This is a genomic window from Nocardia sp. CNY236, from assembly GCF_000482385.1.
In the GTDB taxonomy this organism is placed as follows: Bacteria; Actinomycetota; Actinomycetes; order Mycobacteriales; family Mycobacteriaceae; genus Nocardia.
Map to the genome: position 1 here is coordinate 24008 of NZ_AXVD01000040.1, position 21597 is coordinate 45604.

The 21597-nt window shown below is 66.9% G+C and carries 26 protein-coding genes; 20 read left to right on the top strand and 6 right to left on the bottom strand.

Going from position 1 to position 21597, the window contains the following annotated elements; genetic code table 11:
- Window positions 1–129: 129 nt before the first annotated feature.
- The 3 genes from K940_RS0118860 (at window position 130) to K940_RS0118875 (ending at window position 2473) form a co-directional block, all read left to right on the top strand.
- Window positions 130–894, top strand: coding sequence for a hypothetical protein (locus tag K940_RS0118860; protein ID WP_028478806.1), 765 nt, complete (start codon window positions 130–132; stop codon window positions 892–894).
- A gap of 90 nt (window positions 895–984) precedes the next feature.
- Window positions 985–1797: a hypothetical protein gene (locus K940_RS0118865; protein WP_028478807.1), complete on the top strand. Its 813-nt coding sequence runs from the start codon at window positions 985–987 to the stop codon at window positions 1795–1797.
- Window positions 1798–2074: 277 nt separating this feature from the next.
- Window positions 2075–2473 carry a hypothetical protein gene (locus tag K940_RS0118875; protein WP_028478808.1) on the top strand — a complete coding sequence of 133 codons (399 nt, stop codon included), beginning with the start codon at window positions 2075–2077 and terminating at the stop codon, window positions 2471–2473.
- A gap of 302 nt (window positions 2474–2775) precedes the next feature.
- Here K940_RS0118875 and K940_RS0118880 read toward each other — a convergent pair whose 3' ends face one another.
- On the bottom strand, window positions 2776–3306 hold the full coding sequence (locus K940_RS0118880) for a hypothetical protein (protein ID WP_028478809.1): 531 nt from the start codon (window positions 3304–3306) through the stop codon (window positions 2776–2778).
- A 589-nt stretch (window positions 3307–3895) separates the two neighbouring features.
- Between K940_RS0118880 and K940_RS0118890 the strand changes: the two genes are divergently transcribed.
- Entirely contained in the window at window positions 3896–4588 is a 693-nt protein-coding gene (locus tag K940_RS0118890) for a GIY-YIG nuclease family protein (RefSeq protein ID WP_028478810.1), read from the top strand.
- A 90-nt stretch (window positions 4589–4678) separates the two neighbouring features.
- Here K940_RS0118890 and K940_RS0118895 read toward each other — a convergent pair whose 3' ends face one another.
- Window positions 4679–5101, bottom strand: a complete 423-nt coding sequence (locus K940_RS0118895) for a hypothetical protein (RefSeq protein WP_155980970.1) — start codon at window positions 5099–5101, stop codon at window positions 4679–4681.
- Between the two features lie 157 nt (window positions 5102–5258).
- Between K940_RS0118895 and K940_RS31785 the strand changes: the two genes are divergently transcribed.
- The 7 genes from K940_RS31785 (at window position 5259) to K940_RS0118940 (ending at window position 11277) form a co-directional block, all read left to right on the top strand.
- On the top strand, window positions 5259–6437 hold the full coding sequence (locus K940_RS31785) for a methyltransferase domain-containing protein (RefSeq protein ID WP_081706478.1): 1179 nt from the start codon (window positions 5259–5261) through the stop codon (window positions 6435–6437).
- A 654-nt stretch (window positions 6438–7091) separates the two neighbouring features.
- Window positions 7092–7577: a hypothetical protein gene (locus tag K940_RS30970; RefSeq protein ID WP_051407354.1), complete on the top strand. Its 486-nt coding sequence runs from the start codon at window positions 7092–7094 to the stop codon at window positions 7575–7577.
- Between the two features lie 172 nt (window positions 7578–7749).
- The gene (locus K940_RS0118920) at window positions 7750–9054 is read left to right on the top strand and encodes a hypothetical protein (protein WP_196812273.1); all 1305 of its coding nucleotides are present in this window, start codon (window positions 7750–7752) and stop codon (window positions 9052–9054) included.
- Window positions 9051–10061 (top strand): hypothetical protein, encoded by a 1011-nt coding sequence (locus tag K940_RS0118925; RefSeq protein WP_028478813.1) that lies wholly within the window; start codon window positions 9051–9053, stop codon window positions 10059–10061. The genes K940_RS0118920 and K940_RS0118925 overlap by 4 nt, the downstream gene beginning before the upstream one ends.
- Window positions 10062–10127: 66 nt before the next feature.
- A complete protein-coding gene (locus K940_RS0118930; RefSeq protein WP_028478814.1) occupies window positions 10128–10415 on the top strand; it encodes a hypothetical protein in 288 nt (95 codons plus the stop codon).
- A complete protein-coding gene (locus K940_RS29185) occupies window positions 10408–10755 on the top strand; it encodes a hypothetical protein (RefSeq protein WP_051407355.1) in 348 nt (115 codons plus the stop codon). The genes K940_RS0118930 and K940_RS29185 overlap by 8 nt, the downstream gene beginning before the upstream one ends.
- A 66-nt stretch (window positions 10756–10821) precedes the next feature.
- On the top strand, window positions 10822–11277 hold the full coding sequence (locus K940_RS0118940) for a hypothetical protein (RefSeq protein ID WP_028478815.1): 456 nt from the start codon (window positions 10822–10824) through the stop codon (window positions 11275–11277).
- 432 nt (window positions 11278–11709) lie between these two features.
- Here the strand turns inward: K940_RS0118940 and K940_RS0118950 are convergent, their stop codons facing one another.
- A complete protein-coding gene (locus K940_RS0118950; RefSeq protein WP_028478816.1) occupies window positions 11710–11970 on the bottom strand; it encodes a hypothetical protein in 261 nt (86 codons plus the stop codon).
- A gap of 33 nt (window positions 11971–12003) precedes the next feature.
- Complete coding sequence (locus K940_RS0118955; protein WP_231390430.1) at window positions 12004–12192, bottom strand: hypothetical protein; 189 nt, start codon at window positions 12190–12192, stop codon at window positions 12004–12006.
- A 134-nt stretch (window positions 12193–12326) separates the two neighbouring features.
- Here K940_RS0118955 and K940_RS0118960 point away from each other — a divergent pair, with 134 nt between their 5' ends.
- Both K940_RS0118960 and K940_RS33685 read left to right on the top strand, forming a co-directional pair.
- Window positions 12327–12773 (top strand): hypothetical protein, encoded by a 447-nt coding sequence (locus K940_RS0118960; RefSeq protein WP_028478818.1) that lies wholly within the window; start codon window positions 12327–12329, stop codon window positions 12771–12773.
- A gap of 258 nt (window positions 12774–13031) precedes the next feature.
- Window positions 13032–13268 (top strand): hypothetical protein, encoded by a 237-nt coding sequence (locus tag K940_RS33685; RefSeq protein ID WP_028478819.1) that lies wholly within the window; start codon window positions 13032–13034, stop codon window positions 13266–13268.
- 158 nt (window positions 13269–13426) lie between these two features.
- Here the strand turns inward: K940_RS33685 and K940_RS0118970 are convergent, their stop codons facing one another.
- Window positions 13427–14002, bottom strand: coding sequence for an HD family hydrolase (locus K940_RS0118970; protein ID WP_028478820.1), 576 nt, complete (start codon window positions 14000–14002; stop codon window positions 13427–13429).
- 14 nt (window positions 14003–14016) lie between these two features.
- Window positions 14017–15129 carry a helix-turn-helix transcriptional regulator gene (locus K940_RS0118975; RefSeq protein WP_051407356.1) on the bottom strand — a complete coding sequence of 371 codons (1113 nt, stop codon included), beginning with the start codon at window positions 15127–15129 and terminating at the stop codon, window positions 14017–14019.
- 197 nt (window positions 15130–15326) lie between these two features.
- Between K940_RS0118975 and K940_RS0118980 the strand changes: the two genes are divergently transcribed.
- The 7 genes from K940_RS0118980 to K940_RS30975 are packed head-to-tail and all read left to right on the top strand — an operon-like array spanning window position 15327 to window position 21583.
- Window positions 15327–16505: a cytochrome P450 gene (locus tag K940_RS0118980; RefSeq protein WP_231390431.1), complete on the top strand. Its 1179-nt coding sequence runs from the start codon at window positions 15327–15329 to the stop codon at window positions 16503–16505.
- Entirely contained in the window at window positions 16496–17245 is a 750-nt protein-coding gene (locus K940_RS29190; protein WP_081706480.1) for a ferredoxin, read from the top strand. The genes K940_RS0118980 and K940_RS29190 overlap by 10 nt, the downstream gene beginning before the upstream one ends.
- Complete coding sequence (locus tag K940_RS0118995; RefSeq protein ID WP_028478823.1) at window positions 17238–18098, top strand: NAD(P)-dependent oxidoreductase; 861 nt, start codon at window positions 17238–17240, stop codon at window positions 18096–18098. The genes K940_RS29190 and K940_RS0118995 overlap by 8 nt, the downstream gene beginning before the upstream one ends.
- A complete protein-coding gene (locus tag K940_RS0119000; protein WP_028478824.1) occupies window positions 18095–19249 on the top strand; it encodes a hypothetical protein in 1155 nt (384 codons plus the stop codon). The genes K940_RS0118995 and K940_RS0119000 overlap by 4 nt, the downstream gene beginning before the upstream one ends.
- Window positions 19246–19587, top strand: a complete 342-nt coding sequence (locus K940_RS29195; RefSeq protein ID WP_051407357.1) for a cupin domain-containing protein — start codon at window positions 19246–19248, stop codon at window positions 19585–19587. The genes K940_RS0119000 and K940_RS29195 overlap by 4 nt, the downstream gene beginning before the upstream one ends.
- On the top strand, window positions 19584–20780 hold the full coding sequence (locus K940_RS29200; protein ID WP_051407358.1) for an amidohydrolase family protein: 1197 nt from the start codon (window positions 19584–19586) through the stop codon (window positions 20778–20780). Before K940_RS29195 ends, K940_RS29200 begins: the two co-directional genes overlap by 4 nt.
- Entirely contained in the window at window positions 20777–21583 is an 807-nt protein-coding gene (locus K940_RS30975; RefSeq protein ID WP_051407359.1) for a class I SAM-dependent methyltransferase, read from the top strand. The genes K940_RS29200 and K940_RS30975 overlap by 4 nt, the downstream gene beginning before the upstream one ends.
- The last annotated feature ends 14 nt before the right edge of the window (window positions 21584–21597 follow it).

Genomic DNA, 21597 nt, shown 5'->3' on the forward strand with positions numbered 1-21597 from the left:
GCCACTCAGCGCACCGGGCGCGCGGGCCGCCGCCCGCGTGTTCGTGACCAGGACAGATAGCGAGGGACCGGGCGGCGCCCACCTGCCCGGTTCCTCGAACCCCAGCACCATACAGCAGGAGAACACATCATGACCAGCACCACGATGGCCCCACCGGCCGCCGCCACTACCGCCGCCGAGGCCCCGAAGGCCCCGCCGACGCGCGAGTTCCTCCCCGAGGTCGACCCGAACACCCTCGATATCGGCGGCAACGTCCGCGAGGTCAAGGAATCGGCCGCGAACACGATCGACGATTGGGCCGGATTCGTCGCAGACATCGCCGAAAACGGTGTCGAGCACGTCATTACGGCATTCCGCCGCAGCAGCGACAACGGCTTGCAGGTACTGGACGGGCAGTTGCGCACACTGGCAGCGCGTGAAGCAGGCCGAACGGTGCCGGTGCGCGTTGTCGCCGTCGATATCAGCGAACTGGACCGGATCAGCCACCAGTACCGCGCCAACAAGTTCCACCACGAGATGACCGCCGCTGACGAGGCGAAGGCCATTCAGGACGTGCTGGACCTCGGGGTCGCCCCGACAAAGGCGGCCAAACACCTCCGTGTCGACATCAAGGAGGTGAAAGCCGTTCAGGCCCTGTCGAAATCGGCGGCCACGCGGTCACTGGTCAGTGAGGGACAGATGTCGCTGACCGAGGCCGCGGCCGCCGCCGAGTTCGCCGACGACGACGCCGCCACCGCGCGGCTGGTCGCGGCCGCCGGGCGCGGCGGTTTCGACCACGCCCTAGCCTTGGTCCGCGCCGACCGCGACGCCGAGAACGCCCGCGCCGATGTGATCGCCGAGCATCGAGCGCAGGGATTCGAGGTGCTCGAGGAGAACGTGTCATACACCGAGTAAGCCAGCGCGACCCCGATTCACCTACTGCGCGTCGACGCCGAGCGTCGTCCGGCGAGGGCGGAGGACATCAAGAACCCGGCGAACTGGGCGGTGTACTTCGTCGAGAAAGAACAGGTGACGCTGGCCGCGACCGGCGAAGAGGTCAGCTACTACCGGGTGGACTGGCGTACCAGCAACGACCCGCACGCGGTCACCCGCAAGGGTTTCGACGTGCACGCCACAGAGGTGCAGGTCGAAACCCGCCTCGAGCCGTCGTACTACTGCCGCGACGCTGCCGCCGAGGGTTTGCGCTCGGTGGCCGGGCGGGACACGGTCAAGGACGCGGAGTCGATCGCGGCCGAGAAGGCGGCCAAGGCCGCCGCCGCGCAGCGCTCCGGGCTGTGCAACGAGCTGGCACGCACGGCAACGCCGGTGCGCCGGAAGTGGGTCGGCGACCGACTCGCCAAAGGGCTGCCCGTCGGTGCCCTGCTGTGGGCGGTGCGTGTGCTCACCGAGCAACCGGGCCTCATCAGCGAGAATGCCGCCGCCGACATCGCCGCGAAGCTGGCAGGGACGAAGGGCTACGCGCTTCCGACCGGCGAAGCCCGCAGCAAAGCCGCCATCGACCGCGCCGCCGAGCGCGCACAAATGGTTGCGGTGGCGATGGTCCTGGGCGCTATCGAGGCGCGAATGCAGCCCAACGAGAAGTCCCCGCACTGCTGGCGCGGCGGGACGCTCACCGCGGGAGCCAACCCCGCGCGTCGGCGCGGACTCATCGCCGATTACCTTGCCCTGCTGGAAAGTTGGGGATACCCGCTGTCGAGGATCGACGCCGTAGCACTCGGCACCGCCGATGTCGACGAGGTCGCCGCCGAGGCCAAGGCGGCCAGGGCAGCGGCGAAGAAGACCACCAAGAAGAAGTAGCCAGCCCGGAAGGACGACCACGAGAGGAATGAACGGGTTCCGGCCCCTTGCCGTTGGCCGACCCGGCCGGGCGCGCGAGGTACCGCGACGTGGCGTACATCGATGGGGTGCGTGTCGAACCGGATGTCGTCGACGACGAACGCTGACCGGCCCCCGGGCTCCCTGATGATCTGGCTCACACCCGAATCGCTGGGGCACTTGGGGAACTTGGGAAACATTGGGGACCAATGACGGAGCGGGGGCGGACGAGCCGCCTCCCATCGCGAAAAGGACCGAGATGGCCGACGACATCACCGAGCCCCGCGCACATGTGCGCAAGTACGACGCAATCCAGCAGGCCCGCGCGGACGTGATCCTGGCGGACGAGATCCGCAAGGCCCGCGACGAAGCCAGCGAGCGTGCACACGAGCTGCTCGCCGAGTGGAACCGATTGATGATGCTGGACAACACCCCACTTGAGTACGTCTATCCCGACAGCGACGCCAAGGGCTGGGCGGACTACAGCGCCGAAATCGCCGCAGTAGAGCGGAAGCTCGACACCCACATGCGCGAGTACTACGACCACCTGGTCGATCAACCGATCTGGCGCGCATGGTACGCCCCCGGCGACGAGCCGGCCCGGCCCCGGACGGTCCCGGCGTCCGCCCCGATCACCGGCAATGACCCTCCGTTCTAATAGCTGAAGATGGATGCTTGTCACCCGTCAAGTGATGGAGTGGAAGCCTCCCGCCGTTCCGGGACTGGATCCCTCTGGTCAGACAGGCTCCACTCATCTACTGATGCGGCCGGGCCGGGTCGACAGGTTCGCAAATCGGAACAGGTTCAACGGTTCTGCCTGGCAGCACAGAATTTGGGCAGCCCGCTCGCGCGACCCGCTCGCCGTGGCTTCTTTCCCGCAACAGATGACTCGTCGAGCATGCACCGTAGCGGCATCCGTCGTGGCTTAGAGGTCCAGGACGGCAAGGGATCCCTGGTGGTTCACCCGCCCGGTTTCGGGGCTTCCTCGATCTGTAGCCGAGCATCAGGGTCGGCGAATGCGGTGATCGCGGCGTCGCGGGTGAGTCGGGTGGTGCCCGAGGCCAACTCGAATCCGGCGTCATACAGGATCGCCACCACCTTGGCAGCCACCCGTTCGGTAGTCGCTGCCCGTCCGGGCGTACCCGGCGCTCCAGCGCCGATGCTGTCCATGCTGTGCTCGATTGTGACTCCCCGGCGAGGCTTGCTGGTGAGGAAGAGCCAGACCTCCTCGGTGTCATCGGAGGTGAGGACGCTGACTCCAGCGTCGCCGAGGACGCGGCTGATCTCGTCCCTTCGGTCGATCAGGGCCAGAGCCGACGGCACCGTCGGGCGGGAATTCACCGTGACACGGCGCGCAACTTCGTCGCGGGAAACGTTGCACTTCAACGCGTAGTCCATCGCATCCAACAGAACTTCATCAGAGACAAACCACTCCTCTACCGCGCTGTCGAGGCGTTCGAGTGCGGTGTCGTTGAATTCATCGGTCGCCATACAGGAAGCGTACTGGTCAAATACTTGACCAGTCAGGTGGCGCAAATCAGCGATACTCCGGTCGAAGACAGCCGTGCTAGGTGCTCATTCGGCCGCATCGGACCCCATCGACTCTTCTCGACCAACAAACCGCCCGAGGTGCGAAGCCTGTACACCGTTCCCACACTGCGTTGACTCCACCGCCGACCGGCCTGGCTCCGCGGAGCCAAAAACCTTTCGAGCGGATGACGTCGCCGGATCTGCGCTCCTCCCCCGTTCCCCCAGTTCAGCATGGCAATTCCGGCCGGACCCTACTGACATCTCGTGCCGTCGCGCGCTGCTCGAGGTCGAAGCCGCGAGTGCGCCGAGCACATCTGGCACGAGCGCGGCGGTGACGGCGACGGGCCTAGCGACCGGGACCGCGTCGATGCTGAGGCCGCGGCTCGCGACCTGTTGACGCAAGTCCTCGGCGGTCAACTGGAATAGCCACTGCGGCAATCCAACCCGATGATCTGTTGACCGGTGAAGTTGTCGGTGGCCGGTGCGACCATGTGGGTCTCGTCGTGTTCTCGATCGGGCGAGAGCACATTTCACGTAGCAGGGGACGTTGATGGGCTACACCTATGTTTCGCAGTACGACACCGGATCGCTGTTCAAGATCGGCAAGACGTCGACGCTGTCGCAGCGCCAGAGCTCGCTGCGCACAGGCAGTTCGGGCAGGCTCGAACTGTTCGACTACGTCGAGACCGAACACCCGCTCGAAGGCGAACGGTTCCTCAAACGCTTGTGGATCGCGCGGCTGCGTCAGCACCGCAAAGAGGTCTACCGCCTCACCGAGGACGAGGTCCGCGCCGGGATGGACGAACTGCGCCGCTACCTCACCGAGGTCCTGCCGACCGAGCTGGCCCAGCAAGCCGAGTTGGCCGAGCTGGAAACTGTTGACAACGACGACACCGTAATCGAGGCCTCCGACGAGGTCGTGGCCGCGCATCGCCGCCTGGTCGCGATCGAAGCCGACCTGCGCCGGCTCGACGCCGAGGCCGAACCGCTGCGCCGGACGATCATGCTGGCGATCGGCAAGAACCGAGGCATCGCCGGCATCGCGACCTACGACAAGGCCGACTCGGTGCGCTGGTTCAACGCCACACGAGCCCAGGCCGAGCACCCTGAGCTGTGGGAGCCGTTCCAGAAGACCACCTACGACAATGCCGCGTTCAAGAAGAAGCATGCCGACCTGGCCGATTCATTCATGGAATCACCTAAGAAGCGCACCTTCGTCCTGAACCAAGACCTCGACGCCTGAGTTCGGGATGTTTCGCCTCCCGGTCACCTGGTGTTGCCGACCCACTGCCTGGTCACGGTAGCGACGAGGTGGACGGCACCAGGACTTCCGCTATCGGCCGACGTACCAGCATTCGTAGCTGCGCAACGATGCCATGAGCTGACGCCATTCCGGGACGGGGTGGGGTGCGGCGGCGATCGGGTCGCGAGGAGCGTGTGCGCCGGCGACGACGACACTTTCGAATGCGTGCCAGCATTCCTGGTGCCCGCAGTGGGCGCAGACGTTCGGATTGAAGCTGCGGCCGCGTTCACGTCGCTGCCCCAGTAGCGCCGCAACCTCTGGCCGACCGGCCGCCGTCAGCACGCTGCGGGCGATGTGTACCGGCAATTCCTGGTCGGTGGCAATCGCTTCCACCGTGCCGTCGCGGCCGAGTGCCCGCGCTTCGACTGCCCAGACCCACTGCTGGCGGGTTCCGCACTCGGCGCAGGTGTGCGGGTACCCCATGACGTCGACGAGAAGTGTTGGTTTCCCCATGTACTGAGACTGCCATGCCAGCGGCGTCAATTCACCACGATCGCTTGCGCGGCAGACCCTTTCGCCGGACCGTGCAGGCTATTGCGTCCCGCACGATCTGTGCCGCGTTGTCGGTCACGACTCCAGCTCGGCGGGCGCGGGCACCGCGTCGATCACCGTGGACGATGTAGGGCCCGGCCTCTACGCCACCGAACTCCTCGCCCGCGGTGCCCACGTCATCGCCATCGACGCCAGCGCCAACATGATCGACCTCGCCCGCCAGCACGCCGCCGGCCAGATCACCCTGCGACAGCACGACCTCACCCAACCCGTGTACTGGCTGGCCAACGGCTCCGTCGACGTGTGCCTGCTCGCCCTGGTCATCCACTACATCGACGACCGGATCGCGCTGCTGCGCGAACTGCGCCGCGTCCTGCGCCCCGGCGGGCACCTGATCATCTCGACCAGCCATCCCACCGCCGACTGGCTCACCACCGAGGGCGGCTACTTCGATACCGGCTGGGTCGAACAGGAATGGTCGTGCGGCATCACCCACCGCTTCTGGCGCCAACCGCTCCAAGCCTGGTGCGCGGAGTTCACCACGGCCGGGTTCACGATCGACGCGATCACCGAACACCAGCCCAGCGCCGCGATGGCCCGCACCCACCCCGCCGAATACGACACCCTGACCCGACAGCCGGGCTTCATCGCCTTCCGCCTCACCTCGTTCATCGGGTCAGCCGGACCGGCGAGGGGGTCTGACGTGCCAGAATGCGGCATGGCCACCATCGAACGCAATTGCACGGGGTTGCCCGTCCTCGCCGTCGTCAGCGGTCCGCCGGGGTCCGGTAAGTCGACGTTGGCCCACGCGCTGGCCGCCGACATCGGCGTGCCCGCCATCGTCCGCGACGAGATCAAACAGGGCATGGTCATGGCCACCGCCACCCCTGACGAGACCGGCTACGACGATCTCAACATCCCCGTCCTGCACGCCTTCTTCGAGGTCTTGACCGTGCTCGCCCGCGCCGGAGTCACCGTCATCGCCGAAGCGGCCTTTCAAGATCGGCTCTGGAAACCGAATTTGATGCCGCTCGCGACTATCGCCCAGATCCGCATCATCCACTGCACCGCACCGCAACAAGTACTGCGCGAGCGGATCTCCCACCGTGCCGAGACCAACACGCACCGCCGCGCACACAACGACGCCAGGCACCTGGCCACCATCACCGCCGCCGATCACGCGGCCCCCACATTCGTGCCGGTGAGCATGGAGGTACCAGAACTGCGGGTCGATACCACCGACGGTTACCACCCCGGCCTGGAAACGATCGCCCGATTCATCACCCAACCCCAATAGCGGCAGGCCAAGAACTCGACCACATCGCGGCGAACAGGGTCGTCGCGGCGTTCGACGCTAAAACCATCGTCGGTACCGTGACGCCGCCCAGAAGCTCTGGGTGTTCTGCGACCAATCCGGCGCGCACGTGGAGACCACCGCACACCTCATCGACCACCTCGACGAATCCGGCGAGCCTATCGACTGGTGGCAGCGAGCGAGACCGACCAGGGAGTAGCCGCGTACCGCCGGGTGCCTCGGCGCTGCGTCCGCGTCGGGACGCACCATCAGCGCCGAAATGTCAGTGACGCGTCATGACTGACGTTTTCAGGAGTTCCGCGCAACATTTCCAGCGCCAACACCGTCACCGAGAAATAGCCATTGACCAGCGCGTAGCTGACATTTCGTGACGAACGCTACTGACACGAGTGACGAATCCCCAGGTCACCCACTGACATTTCAATGACGAGTCGCGGGGTCTTCCTCGGTAGTCACATGATGACTTTGTGTTTTCGTGTCCGATAATGGGGGATTATAGGACACGAAACGTATGAAATCCCCGCTAGGACAGCATTTTTCATGTAGGATATCTGCCGTGACCAGCGACGATGCTCCGCTATCAGCGGCAGCCGCAAAGCATCTGCCAGGGTCAGTGACCACGGAGGGGGTTGAACCATGCAGGTACCCGACTATGTCGTGAACCCTGGCGCGGGAGTGCCGGCGGACGCTGCCACGCTTTCAGCTCAAACCATCACCGTCGCGGCGGAGGCGATGATCGCCCTCGTGCAGCACGCCACCGTGGCCGCGCTCGACGACGACGGCGCGCTGCTCACCGGCGACCTGCTGCTGTCGCGCATGCGTGATTTCGGGACCCGGCCCGTCGGGCGCGACCTGGCGTGTGTTGGTCCACCGACTTTCGGATGGCAGGCGGAGCTGTCCAGCACCGATGACCTGGGGATCACCATGCCGGACGGCGCAGTGCTCTACACCGGGACGATGCCGGCCTACAGTGACTGGCGCCGCCGGGCAGTGGCCACCCACGCCACGCACGGCGGCGTGGTCGTTGTGACCGGAATCCGAGGCACAATCGAGGATCTCGCTGCCACCGTCCTGGAAGAACGCGCGTGCTGGGTTCGTGTCCCGTTGTTGCAGCACGCGTGAGCGTTACCACCGATATGACTTGCCAAGCCGCCCACGGACACGGCCCGAGCCCGAGTAGCTCGAAATTCGGCGATGCCTACCGAGATCACCGCCCATGCGCGGTCCGCTCGGCGCGGGCCGACCGTGGCCGCAGTCTCGGCCGCCACTCAACCACCGGGAAAGGATTGTCACAGTGACGGAACAGAGTGAGGTCGCCGCTCCTGAATTCGCGGCCTTGGATTCCGGTGTCCGGCGCACCGACACCGGCATAGCATTGCGCGCCGTCACTGCCGCGGACACCACCCCGACCCAGGATGTGCTTGGAAGTGACGACCGCGCCGCGCTCGACGCACTGCTCGATGCCGCCACCGTCCCGAACACCGTGCGTACCTACCGTGCACCGGTCGAGCGGTTCGACGCCTGGTGCGCCGAACGCGGGTACCAGGCCCGGCCCGCCGACCCGGAGGTCGTCGCGGCGTTTCTCGCCTTCCACGAAAAGCTCCGCGACGAAGACGGATACACCTATCCCCTCTCGACTCTCACCGTGTGGACTGCGGCGATTCGCCGAGATCATCTCGACGGTGGCCACCCGGATCCCACAGAGGGCCCACTCGTAGCCAAGGCGGTGATGGCGGCCAAACGAAAGCGCACAAAACGGCCGGGCCGACCCACCGCATCGGCTGACCCGCTGTTGGCCGACGACATACGCAGGTTGGTGGATTCGATCGCCGCGCACGCAGCCGAGGATGATGGTTGGCCAGCGAAAGTCGCCGCATGTAGAGACACTGCGCTGATTCTGTCCGGATTCGCCTCCGCGCGCCGTCGATCCGAGATCGCCGGGCTGCAGTTCGGGGACCTGAGCATCGTGCGCGACCCAGCAGACACCGACCGCAGCTGGATCCAGCTGCGGTTGCGTGGCACCAAAACCTCCTCCACCGCAATGGAATACGCTTATCTGCACTGCGCCGAGGACCCACGCTACTGTCCGAGGTGCGCACTGATGGACTGGCTGATCGTGGTGACCGTCCACGACAACAGCGTCTCGTCCGCAGCCACCTCCGGCGACACGAACCAGCAGCGGCGTGCTGCCCGCCGGGCGATGATCGACCTGATGAACCAGACCCATGACCGGGATCCACACCAGCACCGCTGTGACCGGAATCTACCGTTCCACCGCCGTAGCACCGCACTGATATGGCGCCCGCTGACCAAGACCACCAGATACCTACCCAGCGACACCGGTCACCCCTTCGCCGACCGCAACATCGCGCGAATACTGAAATACCGCTGTCAGCAAGCAGATTTCGACCCCGAGCGCATCGAGCGGATCAGCGGGCACTCACTACGCAGCGGATTCGTCACGCAACTGCGTGGGCAGGAAGTGTCCAACGCCGACATCATGCGCCAGACCGGACACAAGCGAACCGACACTCTGATCCGCCACTACGACAAAACCCCTGGATTCCGCAATAACGGCGTCGACGATCTCCCACTATGAGCCGCTACCCCGACCCCGATCTGTCCGGCCTCCCCGACCGCTACCTGCCAGCGTGGGAGGCATTCGCCGACTGGTGCATCGCCCGCGAACTGTGCTACATGCCAGCGCAGCCGGACGTCATCGTCGCCTACCTGAAAGCCAACCACCGACAACCGGCCACCCAGCGCGCCCGAGTCGCCGCGATCAACGCCGCACACCGCCACTACGGCCACCCCAAGCCCGGCCGGGCCGAGGCCGTACGCGAACTCTGCAACCCCACACGCGCCGCGCGCCGCGCCCGCACCCAGACCGCGGTCGACACCGTCCTCGCCGAGCTGCCCACCCACGGGTGGACCCGAGGACTGTTCGGCCGCCGCGACGCCGCACTCCTCACCCTCGCCGCCGCCGGCCTGTCATTTCCACGCCTCGTCGCGCTGCGGCAACACCAGATCCAGATCACCGCCACCGCCGTAGTCGTCGACGGCGGCATGCTGATCATGCCCTCTCGCCCCCGCCAGCCACTGCTGTGCCCGGTGCAGATCCTGCGGCGCTGGGCGGCGGTCACCAACCTCGCGCCCCGGGGCATCGGACCTGCCATCCTCGCCGAACGCCTCACCGACAACACCCTGCCCGCAACAGATTTCGATCCCCGCTGGGCACACCAGCCGCTACTCACCGCGATTACAGCGACCGGCTACCCCGCCGGCGACACCCCAATCGGTCGGCTGCGTCCCCTACACCCCGGCTCGGCCACCGAGATCGCTGCCGCCCACCTCGCAGGGACCCCACCACGCCACCGCACCCTCCTACCAGCCCAGCAACGCGCCACCCCCGACGCCGACCCCACACCAATGACCGCGCGCCTCGATCCCCACTACCACGACCACGGCATCGCAGCCCGCCACCGCGACCGACCCATCCACGACCAGATCGACGACCTGCTCGATGACCTCGAGGCCAAAATCCGCGCCGCTACCACCACGAGCGCGGCACTGCTGGCACACTGCAACGACCCGGATGTGGAATGAGGGCCGCGATACACCCGTGCCACCTAGTGTAAGACAAATGTAAGACACGCCGGGTAGAATCAGCGGGTGGTATACGACATACCCGAATGGGCTCTGGAGGCTGCGGCACGACACGGTGTCGAACCGTACGAGATCATGCAGGTCTTGACCGGGCCAGGGCGGCGCTGGCCGCGTCCAGTCCGCGGGAAGGGGAACCTTCCCGCGGTCATGATCATCGGTCGTACCGCCTCCGGCGCGCCACTCGCTGTCGTTGTCCGCCTCGTGGCGCAGTGGGAGCAACAAGTCATCGGCGTCCTGCCGGTGATCGGCACCCTCCTCGCTGAATTCGAAAAATGGGAGGAACACCATGAGTGAGCACAGCCACTACCCGACCAACGCCGCCGAATCCGCCGAATTCCTCGCCTCACTGCGCGTCGATGACACCGCTCCTGAACCAGGTCTGCCCGAACCCGGCGCGCCGGTGATGGTATCGCGCACCGTGCGCCTGCCGTTCGAGATGAACGAGCGCATCAAAGCCGAGGCCGCCGCACGCGAGGTCAACTACTCAGACGTTCTCCGGGATTGGTTGGCCATCGGCGCTGCTGCCACCGCCGTGCAGACGCAGGGCGACGACATGGTCAGCCGCGCGGAGGTGCAACGCGTGATGGCTCTGGCTCTGGCCAGCGTCCATCCTCTGCAGAAGCGTCCCGCATAACAGGGTTGATACGCGGGGCGCGCCAGTCCCATGTACCCCACCTGACCCAGAAATGAGAAACTCACGATGAAGAATGCGAATGCATTCCGCTATGCTGACCGCGCAGACTACCTGACGTGGCTGAACAGATGGCTGCGTACCGGAAACCAGCCAACTCATTTCTACGACTACCCATTCGCGCGCTGGACCTGGCTTGTTGCTGAACGCGACTTCACCACAGGCGGGGAATTAGGCTCCCGCGCAGTGAGCATCCTCGTGCCTAATGGCATCGCTCACGTTGGTGGCGAGCTGGGACACAATGGCCTGTTCTTCATGGACGGCCCCGACCTCAAGGGCCTCGGCGTGGTGCCAATCTTCAACGACCCGGAATTCGCGAAGGTCGAAGGCAAGAACCACTTCATCGCGAGCGAGCGGGCGAAGGACGAAGCATTCGAGGCAGAGATGAACGAGCGTTCCCGACGCGCCGAAGCCGCTTCCATGGGGGGCGACGTCGGCCGGATGCTCAGGCGCAATGCGGAATAGCCCTCTGGGGCTATAGATTCCTAACAAAGTGGGTTGTTGGTCGGGCTGCGTGTGACGTTGTCATCAGGATGAGTAGAGGGAGAACAGCCGCCCTGGATCGTGTCGGATGATCTATGGTCGGGTATCGAGCCGTTGCTGCCGGTCATGCCGCTGCGCTTTCGTAGCCTTGGCCGTAGACGCCTTCCCGATCGCAGGTGGTGTGTGGGATTCTGTTCGTGCTGCACACCGGTATCCAATAAGAGTTTTGCCCCAGCGGCTCGGCTTCGGCTCGAGTATGAGGTGTTGGCGGCATCTTCGGGAATGGAACGAAGTCGGCGTGTGGCAGCATCTGCATGAGTTGCTGTTGGCTGAACTACACGCCGCCGACACGCTCGACTGGTCGCGCACCATCATCGACTCCTCGCACGGACGGCGCGGTGGCGTCCACGGTGATCAGTACCGTGTCGGTGCTGGCCAGCGTGACTGCCACTGAAATGCAACGAATTCGTCGACTGCACCCAGCGTGTCCTGCTCGCGGTCGAACTGGAAGCCGACGACACCCTCGCCATAGCCGACCGGGTCGCCGGATGCCTGGTCCTGCAATACGACCAGCCCTGCTGGAAATCGGTCACCCTCACCGCAGACGACGTCCGGAGTAAAGGTCACCGAACACACAGCGCCCTGCCGCGAGAGCCGGTACGCGGACAACGACATTTACGCGCTCCCGCCGCAGCAGAAGCGACGGCCTCACACGTCCTTCGGCCCCTTCCCGTCGCGGATCTTCCCGATGTATTCGCGGGTGAAGTTGCTGTCACGAGCAATCGCGCTGGGGCCGACGTTGTCGGCCAACGCCGCACGGATCTCGGCGAACAATTCTGCCCGAGCAGCGTCATACGCGGCACGCTTCGCACGGATAGCAGGGCCGTGGTCGGTCATGCAATCCAGCATCCCACAACAGTATTCGCGAACAAAGTTCACACTAGTGAAGGGATCACCATGGGCCAGTACTACATAGCAGTCCTGCTCGCCGATGACGCGACCGAAATCACCGGCTACCTCCCCCCCGGAACATGAAACTGATGGAGCACTCCTGGATCGGCAACGAGTTCATCGAAGTCGTCGAGCGTGTGCTGACCTCGCCGACACGTGTGGTCTGGGCAGGCGACTACGCCGACAGCGAGCCGGGCAGCCCTAGCAACCTCTTCAACAAAGCCAAAACGGCGACGAAAATCACCACACCAGACGAGATTCCGGTCGGCAGGTACGTCATCAACCACGACAAGCGGGTCTACGTTGACAAGACGACCGTCGTTGCGAATGCGAGCGGATTCGCCATGCACCCGCTGCCGGTGCTCACCGCGGAGGGTAACGGCCGCGGCGGCGGCGATCTCCGCCAAGAATCCACAACCGGCAACTACGCCCTCGTCGGGACATGGGCACGGGCCCGGATCACCGTCGCAGATACCGTGCCGAACGGCTACCGCGGCCTGGAGTTCGACCTGATCGAACACTGGTGAGCGCCTGATGGCCGAGGGACCAGGCAGCAGCTATCTGCCTGGTCCCTCGCACCACGACTCTACCGGGTGTCGGAGAGCGCCCCACTGCACTCAAGACGGTCGACGTTCGGTTCTGGCGTCACGCGTGACGCGAAGCTGAAAGACCAGGCAACGGGCGATCCCTGCGACGCTCGCATAGTCCGAATCGGCCTGGCGACGTGTGAGATAGGCGACGAGACCGCCCCTGAACCAGACCTGCCCGAACCCGGCGCGCCGGTGATGGTATCGCGCACCGTGCGCCTGCCGTTCGAGATGAACGAGCGCATCAAAGCCGAGGCCGCCGCACGCGAGGTCAACTACTCAGACGTTCTCCGGGACTGGTTGGCCATCGGCGCTGCTGCCACCGCCGTGCAGACGCAGGGCGACGACATGGTCAGCCGCGCGGAGGTGCAACGCGTGATGGCTCTGGCTCTGGCTCTGGCCAGCGTCCATCCTCTGCAGAAGCGTCCCGCATAACAGGGTTGATACGCGGGGCGCGCCAGTCCCATGTACCCCACCTGACCCAGAAATCTCGCTCGTTGTCCGGCGCAGGGAGTGAGCACGGCTCGACGGTGTCCACCCCCTGGAGCGTGGCGAGCGCGCCAGCGTGGCCGCGCCCCGTCGGCACAGTCTGATTATTGGCGCCACTTGAGGGGGGAGGTGACTCTGGCGGCGTCGGCGATCTGGATCGCGGTGGTGGTCTTGAGCTTGGCGTAGGAGTCGGTGATCCACTCCTGCATCAGGGTGTTTCCTGCGGCTTGGTATTCGAGGGCCTGGATGAGACATTCGAGCCGGTCGGCATCGCGAGCGCAGGCAGCTTCGAGTGTGGCTTGGGCCTCGAACTCGGCGACTGTGTGCTGCAACGCTTCTCGTGCCGCTTGTGGGAGCTTCACAACTTGGGCGGCAGTTACCTCCTCGTGGCTGGCGACGGTCAGGAAGGCGATGGAAGTCTTGTTGTTGTCGCCGGTGCGGGTTTCCTGGCTGTCGTGCCAGACGGCCATATGGGCAGCCGTGGCCGGGTCACCGCCTTCGATGGCGGCGATGATAGAGGCGAGCTGCGCGACCCGGCACGTGTGGTCAGCGACAGACTCCGGATTGGGCACGTGAGCTTGACGCCAGCCCTTGCGGGGCTCGCGTTTGAGATTGCCCAGCTCGTAGGCGAAGGCGGCGATCTCGGCTGCGGCCTCGGGGCCGAGCTGCTGTGCATCCATGGTGTTCCTCCGCGTCATCGGCTGGACATGCGTACTGCGTAGGCCACGTTAGCCAGATCGTGGCGGGCCTGGGGCATGAGTTCGGAGTCGCCGCTCATCCGGTCGAGTGCGGTTCGCGTAGCCGCGCGCAGTGCGGGGTTGGCGAGTAGATGTGGGTGGCTGGCGATGAGGTCGGCGAGGGTGTGGGCGTAGAGGTCGGCTTGCCTGGTGCTGGGGTGGAGGCGGTCGAGGAGGTGCCGCAGCAGCCGTTCGCCCGACCACGTGCCGGGGTCGGCCCGAACCATGGCCGCGTCGGTGGTGACCGGGCCGGTGCCGAGTTCGCCGACCCAGTAGGCGTAGTAGGTCAAGTTCGTCCGTTCCTGGGCGTGATCGTCACGCAGCTGTGACAGCCAAGCGCGCAGTGGTCCGCAGTCGCCGGCGGCTGCCAACGCGATGGCCGAGGACCGGACCCACAGCCACCCGGGCGGGCCGGTGCTGCTGGGCGAGCCCGTGGCGCGGGTGAGTTCTCCGGCGAGCCAGTCGCTGGTTTGGGTGCGATCGTCGAATCCGAGTAGGAAGGTCGCTTGCCGTCGTAGCAGGGCGTCATCGGGCCAGCGGCAGGCGTCCGCGGTCAGCAGGAGGTTGTCGAAGAACTGCTGACGGTCGGTGGCGGAGACCACCGGGTGGGTGGCCCGTGGGCCTCGTCCGCGTCTGGTGTCGAGGTCGGCCATTTGAGCAGGAGGCCTGCCGGTGACCGGCCAGGTGATCAAGTTGGCCAGCGTGCGTTGGTGGACGCTGATGGCGAGCGGGTGATGGTTGGGCGCGGCAGTGGCGGGATCGGTGGCGATGGTGTCACCGATGATCAGGTCAGCCTCCAGCGCGTCGCCAAGCAGGGCGATGGCGTGCGGCGGTGCGCCGTGGCGGGTGAGCAGCATCCGCACGCGGGTCAGGTCCCCGGCGCGCAGACCTGCGAGAGGACGGCGCCCGCTTTCCCATCCGTAGATGGTGGTGGTGTCGACGCCAGCGAGTTCGGCGAACTCTGTCTGTGTCAGGTGCGCGGCCTCGCGCAGGAGCTTCAGCAGGAAACCGGAGACGGCACCGCGGGCTGCACCCTGACTCGGAGTCGGTGTTTCGCGGGGCGTACTCATGGACGATCCTCGGCGTCTTCGCGGCGGTGCCGGGCCTACTCGTACTGCGGGTCAGTTCAGCCTCCGGACTGGTCAGCATACCGTCTAGGAAGCGATCGTTCTTTTGTTCGGTCGCATCGGCACCAGCGCGCTGGAAGGCGAAACACGATGGCGCGGCTGGCCTCTCACTGGTGGTGTCAGCGAAGGAGCGTGTCCGAATGACCCCTGAGAACCCGATGTTGTCGTGTCCGCTGCGGTATCCGTTCGGACAGCGACACACACTCGATCTCGAGCCGGACTATCGCCGGTGTGGGCCTGTCACGGCGGTGGAGCTGCCTAGTGGGTCTACGGGCTGGCTCGTCACCGATCACGCATTGGTGCGACAGGTGCTCGCTGATCCCCGGTTCTCCCGGGAGCGGGCGAATCAGCCGCATGTGGCGCGGTTGTCGACCGAGGTGCTGCCGTCGGCGGCGATTCTGGCGACCGACCCGCCCCGGCATACCGGGTTGCGGACGCTGATAGCGCCGATATTCGCCCCGCGTCAGGTCGCCGCGATGGAACCGGCGGTGACCTCCCTGGCGCACCGGCTGGTCGACGAGCTGGTGGCTGACGAGGAGCCCGCCGATATCGTCACCAGGTTCACCGAACCGTTCGCCGCCGAAGTAGTCTGCGAAATCTTCGGTGTGCCAGAGCATTTCCGTCATCAGGTGTTCGTGTTGGGGGACGCGCTCACGGCCCGCGACGCGACCCTGGAATCCCTCGCGGTCGCCCGCGCCGAATGCGAATCGTTGGCGCGGGCGATGGCGGCCGAGAACCCGACTGTGTTGTTCGGGCGGCTCGGCGCGTCGGCCGAGTCCGATGAGGAAGTGCTGAACCTGATCATCGCCTGCTTGATCGGCGGTCGCGGATCGCCGACGGTGTTCCTGTCCAGCGCGGTGTTCGCCCTGCTGCGCGAACCACGCCATTTTCGCCATCTGGTGAAGCGAGCGGAGTTGATTCCCGCCGCGGTGGAGGAACTGCTGCGATTCGTGCCCGTCGGGGTTGGTGGAGGGTTCACCCGCGTCGCCACGCAGGATGTGCAGCTCGGCCCTGTGCTGGTGCGCGTAGGCGACGCGATCATTCCCGCGATGCACGCCGCCGGCCGCGACCCGCGCGTGTTCGATGACCCTGACTCCCTGGTGCTCGATCGCGGCACCCGGCTGCCGCACCTGGCATTCGGACACGGCACCCACTACTGCGTCGGCGCAGGGTTGGCGCGACTGGAAGCACGGATAGCCCTGGAAACCCTGACCACCCGGCTGCCGGGCTTGCGCCTGGCCGACCCTGCCGACAACGGAACGTGGCGAACGGGCCGGGTCGTGCGCTCCCTCGAACGATTGGACGTGGCATGGACGTGAGACTGATCATCGACCGCGACCGCTGCGCGGGCACCGGCGTGTGCCTGCCGATCGCGGCCGCACACCTCCAGCTGCTCGACGGCCTCGCCTCCGCCCGCGGCGCCCCGGTCAGCGTCGAGCAGGGCCGCGCCGCGGCTGCCTGCTGCCCGAACGAGGCGATCACCGTGTGTGAGCGGGAACCGGACGGCTTCCGGCTGGATGTACCGATCGTGACCCTGGGCCCGGCCGGGACCGACGCCGAAACCGAAGCGCGCAAGCACACCTCGCGGGTGCTGCTGGTCGATTCGTTCGCCGAGGCGATGGCGACCGCGACGGCCGGCGAGGCTCTGGCACTGGTCGCGGCCGGATACCTCGCCTTGGATGCCGACGACAGGACAGTGGATTCCTGGGTGGATCAGCACTTCACACACAGCGGTGCGCTGCGGCTGCGCCGCTGCTGGGAAAGCCCGACCAAGCCGATGTGCTTCGCGGTCCGGCACGACCTGCCACGACAGATTCCGGTGGCGACAGTGGCCACGCATCCGGCGACCCGAGTGTTCGCCGCCCGGCGCGCGCCCGCCGCGCGGTTGGTCGCGGTCGACGCCAAGCCGCTGGCCGCGTCGGCGGCCGCGCGCGGTGAGGTCGACGCCTGTATCGCCTCGGTCGATGTGGTCGCCCGCTACCCGAGACTCGAGGTCCGCGCCGAGTGGCAACCGACGATGGTGTGGCTGCTCTACAGCAAGGGCGACGGCGATGAGTGAACCGTGCACCGTGGCAGTTCTCGGCGCCGGAATCATGGCCAACGCCGTCTCGGAACGTCTGGACGCGCACGGATTCGAGCTGCGCCGCTACAACCGCACCACCGCCGCGATCGACGGACCCGCCATCGTGTGCGCATCGGCGGCGCAGGCTGCCGAGGACGCGTCGGTGGTGTGGTCGTTCGTGCACGACGACACCGCCAGCAGGACAGTATGGTTCGGTCCGGACGGCGCGCTCGCCACCGTGGGCGAGGCAGTGGTGATCGAATCATCGACCCTGTCACCGGGATACGCGCTGAGCTGGATGCTCGACGCGGCTACTGCGGGAGCGCGGCCGGTGCTGGCTCCGGTCACCGGGAGCCGGGTCGGTGCCGAGAACGGGACTCTGGTGGCGTTCATCGCCGGTACGGACGCAGACCTCGCCACGGCGGATCCGTTGCTGCGCGTGATCACCGACGAGGTCGTGCGGCTCAGGGACGGATCCGCCGCGGCGACGGTGAAGCTGCTGAACAACGCGCTGGCGGCGGTGATCCTGGCAGGGCTCGCCGAGACGTTCACCGCAGCGGCTGCGCTCGGTCTCGATCCGGCCCAGCTGCAGGCGGTCTGGTCCAGGCACGGGTGGGCGGCGCCGGTCGCCACGGCCTACGGGCCGGCGATGCTCGACGCCGACCACGACCTGACGAACTGCTCGCTGGCCGTCATCGCCAAGGACCTTCGGCACACCACCGCCGTGCTCGGCGACCTCCCCGCACCCCTGATCACAGCGGCCACCGAGAAGTTCTGCCGCGCAATGGAGCTCGGGCTGGGGGATCTGGAGATGTCGGCCATTATCGACGCGATCGGGGACAGGCCGTGACCGCCCCGGATTGGTTCTCCCACACCGCCAGCGCGCCACCCCGTGCGCGCCAGCGGGTCACCCGGCACCTGGCTGACTACGCGCGCACTGTAGGCGAGCAGGGCCGCATCCATCTGGGCGAGGATGTCAGCATCTGTGTGTCCGGATCGCTGGCCCGCGGCGAACCCGCGGTGCGGCGCCGCCGGGCCGGGTACACCCTCAGCTCAGATGTAGACCTGGTCGCCGTCATCGACAACTTGGATGATCCGGCACCGGTCGAGAAGCTCACCCGGGCGCTGCTCACGGCCCACCCGGAGATCGACAGCACCGTGTTCGCCATCGGCTGCGGGGATGTGGGCCGGGTTGCGGGCCGGTTCGGCGTGGACCTGCACCACGGTGCTGTTCACCCGCTGGCCGGACCCGCGCCGACTGGGGTCGCCAACCCGCCGATCGGCCCCCGGGAGGGTCTGGAGGGCCTGACCCATCAGCTCGCGACGATCTATTGCCCCGACAGTGCGCCCGGGGCGACGCCGTGGCGGATCAAGACCGCGCTGGAGGCGCTGCGTGCCGTAGCCTGCCTCACGCGCCGCGCTGGTGGCCCGCAGCGCTACGGCGCCCTGGTCGATGATCCGCGGGCGTGCGCGGTGCTGGACCGTCAGCTGGTCGCCGAGCTGGTCCGCGCCCGCGAACACAGCCGGCCCATGCCGATCACCGACGCACACACCTATGAACTGGTCCTCACCGCGGCCGCGCACCTGTTCGGTGTCGCGGCCACACACCGCGACCTGCTCGCCGCGCTGCACGAGGCTCCGGCTGGTGTGCACCTGCTCGATGGGTTCCAGCGCGCGGTCCTGGCGGCCACGATCATCGGCTACGGACCGACCCGGTTCCGACAGACTGCGGCCTCGGCGCTGCACGTCATCGTGACCGCTATCGACCGCAACACCGTGCCCACCGCACGGGACTCGCTCGATGCTCTGGCCCGGATCTCCCCGGCGGAGTTCGGGCGCGGCATCGACCACCCAAACCGAGTTCTACGCACCCTTGTCCAGGGGTTGCGCACCGACTACTACCACCACCTCGGCCCGCACAACTTCGGCGTGCGGCCGGTGCAGGCCTACACCGGCCCCACCCCGGCGGCCGGTTCCACGGCAGCGGAGGCCCGACTGTGAACGACTGGCCGGACTGGGTGCAGCGGCTCCCCATCATCGACACCCCGTTCCCCTGCGGCTGCGGCTACCTGCTGGCCGGCACCGACGGACAGGTCGTGTTCTGGTCTTTCCCCACCGGGGCGAGCGTGCCACGGCACCAGCACGGTCCCCAACTCGGGCTGGTGCTCGCCGGGCGGGTCGAGCTCACTGTAGGGGACGAGGAGCGAACCGTCTGCGCAGGAGAGCATTTCAGCTTGGGTGACCAGGTGCCGCATGCGGCCGTCGTCGCGCCGGGCACGCTGGTGATCGAAGTCTTCGCCGACCCCGAACGGCACGCACCTGCACAGCGACCGGCATGAACGCACGCATCATCACCGCCGCCCGGGTACTGACCGGTTGCGGCGCGACCCATGCCCCGGGCGCCGTCGTCGTCGACGAGGACGAGATCGTTTGGCTCGGCCCGACGTCCGAACTGCCCGGCGGCTGGGGCGGTGCCACACGGATCGACCTGCCGGAGGCGACCGTATTGCCCGGCCTCATCGACGCACACGTGCACCTGTCCTTCGGCGGTGCCACGCACCCGCCGACAGCGATACAGGCGAGGACCCGCGGCGAGGTCGCCGCGACCATTCGCACCGGACTGGCCGAACTCCTGGGAGCGGGCGTCACGACGGTGCGTGACCTCGGCGCACCCCACTACACCGATCTCGACACGTTGGCCTTGATCCACGATCGGCCGCGGGTCCTGACCTCCACCATTCCGCTGACCGTGGCGGGCGGGCACTGCCATGGCCTCGGCGGCACCATCGACTCCATTGCCGGAATCCGGGACCTGGTCGCCGCCAACGCAGATCGCGGCGCGGACTGGATCAAGATCATGGGCAGCGGTGGCTTCACCACCGGCGGCGCAAGCTCGCCCTACGAGCCGCAGTTCACCGACGCCCAGGTCAGGGCAGCCGTCGAAGCCGCGCACGAACGCGGCGTGCCGGTCGCTGTCCACGCGCACGGCACCGCCGCGATCCGGCAGGCCGTCACGGTCGGGGTCGACTCGATCGAGCACTGCACCTGGATGACCTCCGACGGGTTCAACCTCGATCGCGGTCTGGTCCGCGAAATCGCCGACCGGGCAATCCTGGTCTGCCCCACCATCAACCACCTCGCCCGCTCGGCCGCCGGGCGGCTGCCGTGGCCGGTGCGCCGCGACCACCTGCGGATCATGCTCGAGGCCGGAGTCCGGCTTGTGCCCGGCAGCGACGCGGGCATCCCGCACACTCCTCCGGGCTGCTACCCGCATTCGCTGTCGGCCTATCTCGACCTCGGGCTGTCGCCCGCCGAGGTCATCGACCTGGCCACCCGCCGCGCCGCAGAAACGCTCCGGATCGGACACCTCACCGGTACGCTCGCCGCCGGGCTCAGCGCCGACCTGATCGCCGTCCCCAGCGACCCGACCCGCGATCTCGCCCAGCTGACCACACCGATCCTGACCATGGCAGCCGGACACCTGCACCACCCGAACGCCACACCCGAAGCTGAGGAGGAAACCCGCGCATGAGCATCACCAGACCCAGCCTGACATCGGAATACGCCTCGACCACCCCGTTGCAGGTGCGCATCGACACCCATGCGCGCCACAGCGAACATCCCGACGACCCGGTCGCCGCAGTTCTGGCCGCACTCGCGCTGACCGGCAGCGAGGATCTGGCCGACATCGGCTGCGGCGACGGTCGATTCCTCGCCCAGCTTGCCGAGCAGGGACACCACGGCCGCCTCGTCGGCCTGGACAACTCCACCGCCATGGTCGCCGCCGCCGACACCATCCCCGGCATCGAAGGCGTACTCGGTGACGCGCAGGCCCTGCCGTTCGCCGATGACGAGTTCGACGCCGTCACCGCTCGGCACATGCTGTACCACGTGTCCGACCCGTACCAGGCGCTGCGCGAACTGTGGCGCATCAGCCGCGCCGGCAGCCGCGTCGCCGTGAGCGTCAACCACCCGGCCACCTGCGCCCGCACCCGCCAACTCGTCCTCGACCGGGCCGCCGAACGCGGCCTGGCACCAGCGGTGGGCATGGTCAACGACGTGAACTCCACAACTCTGCCGAAGATGCTGAGTGTGGTGTTCGGCGAGGTCCACATCCGCCAGTGCGACAACGCCCTCCTCTTCGACACTCCAGAACCTGTCATACGGTTCGCCGAAGCCATATTCTCCTTCTGCGGCATAGACGCCGCCAGCCCGCACCGATCGGCGATCCTCGACGCGGTCACCACCGACATCCACGACTGGTTCACCGCCCACCCCGGACAGTGCTGGCGCGACCCCAAGGGCTATATCGTCGCCACCGCAACCGTCCGATAGTCCTCTGTTCCCGA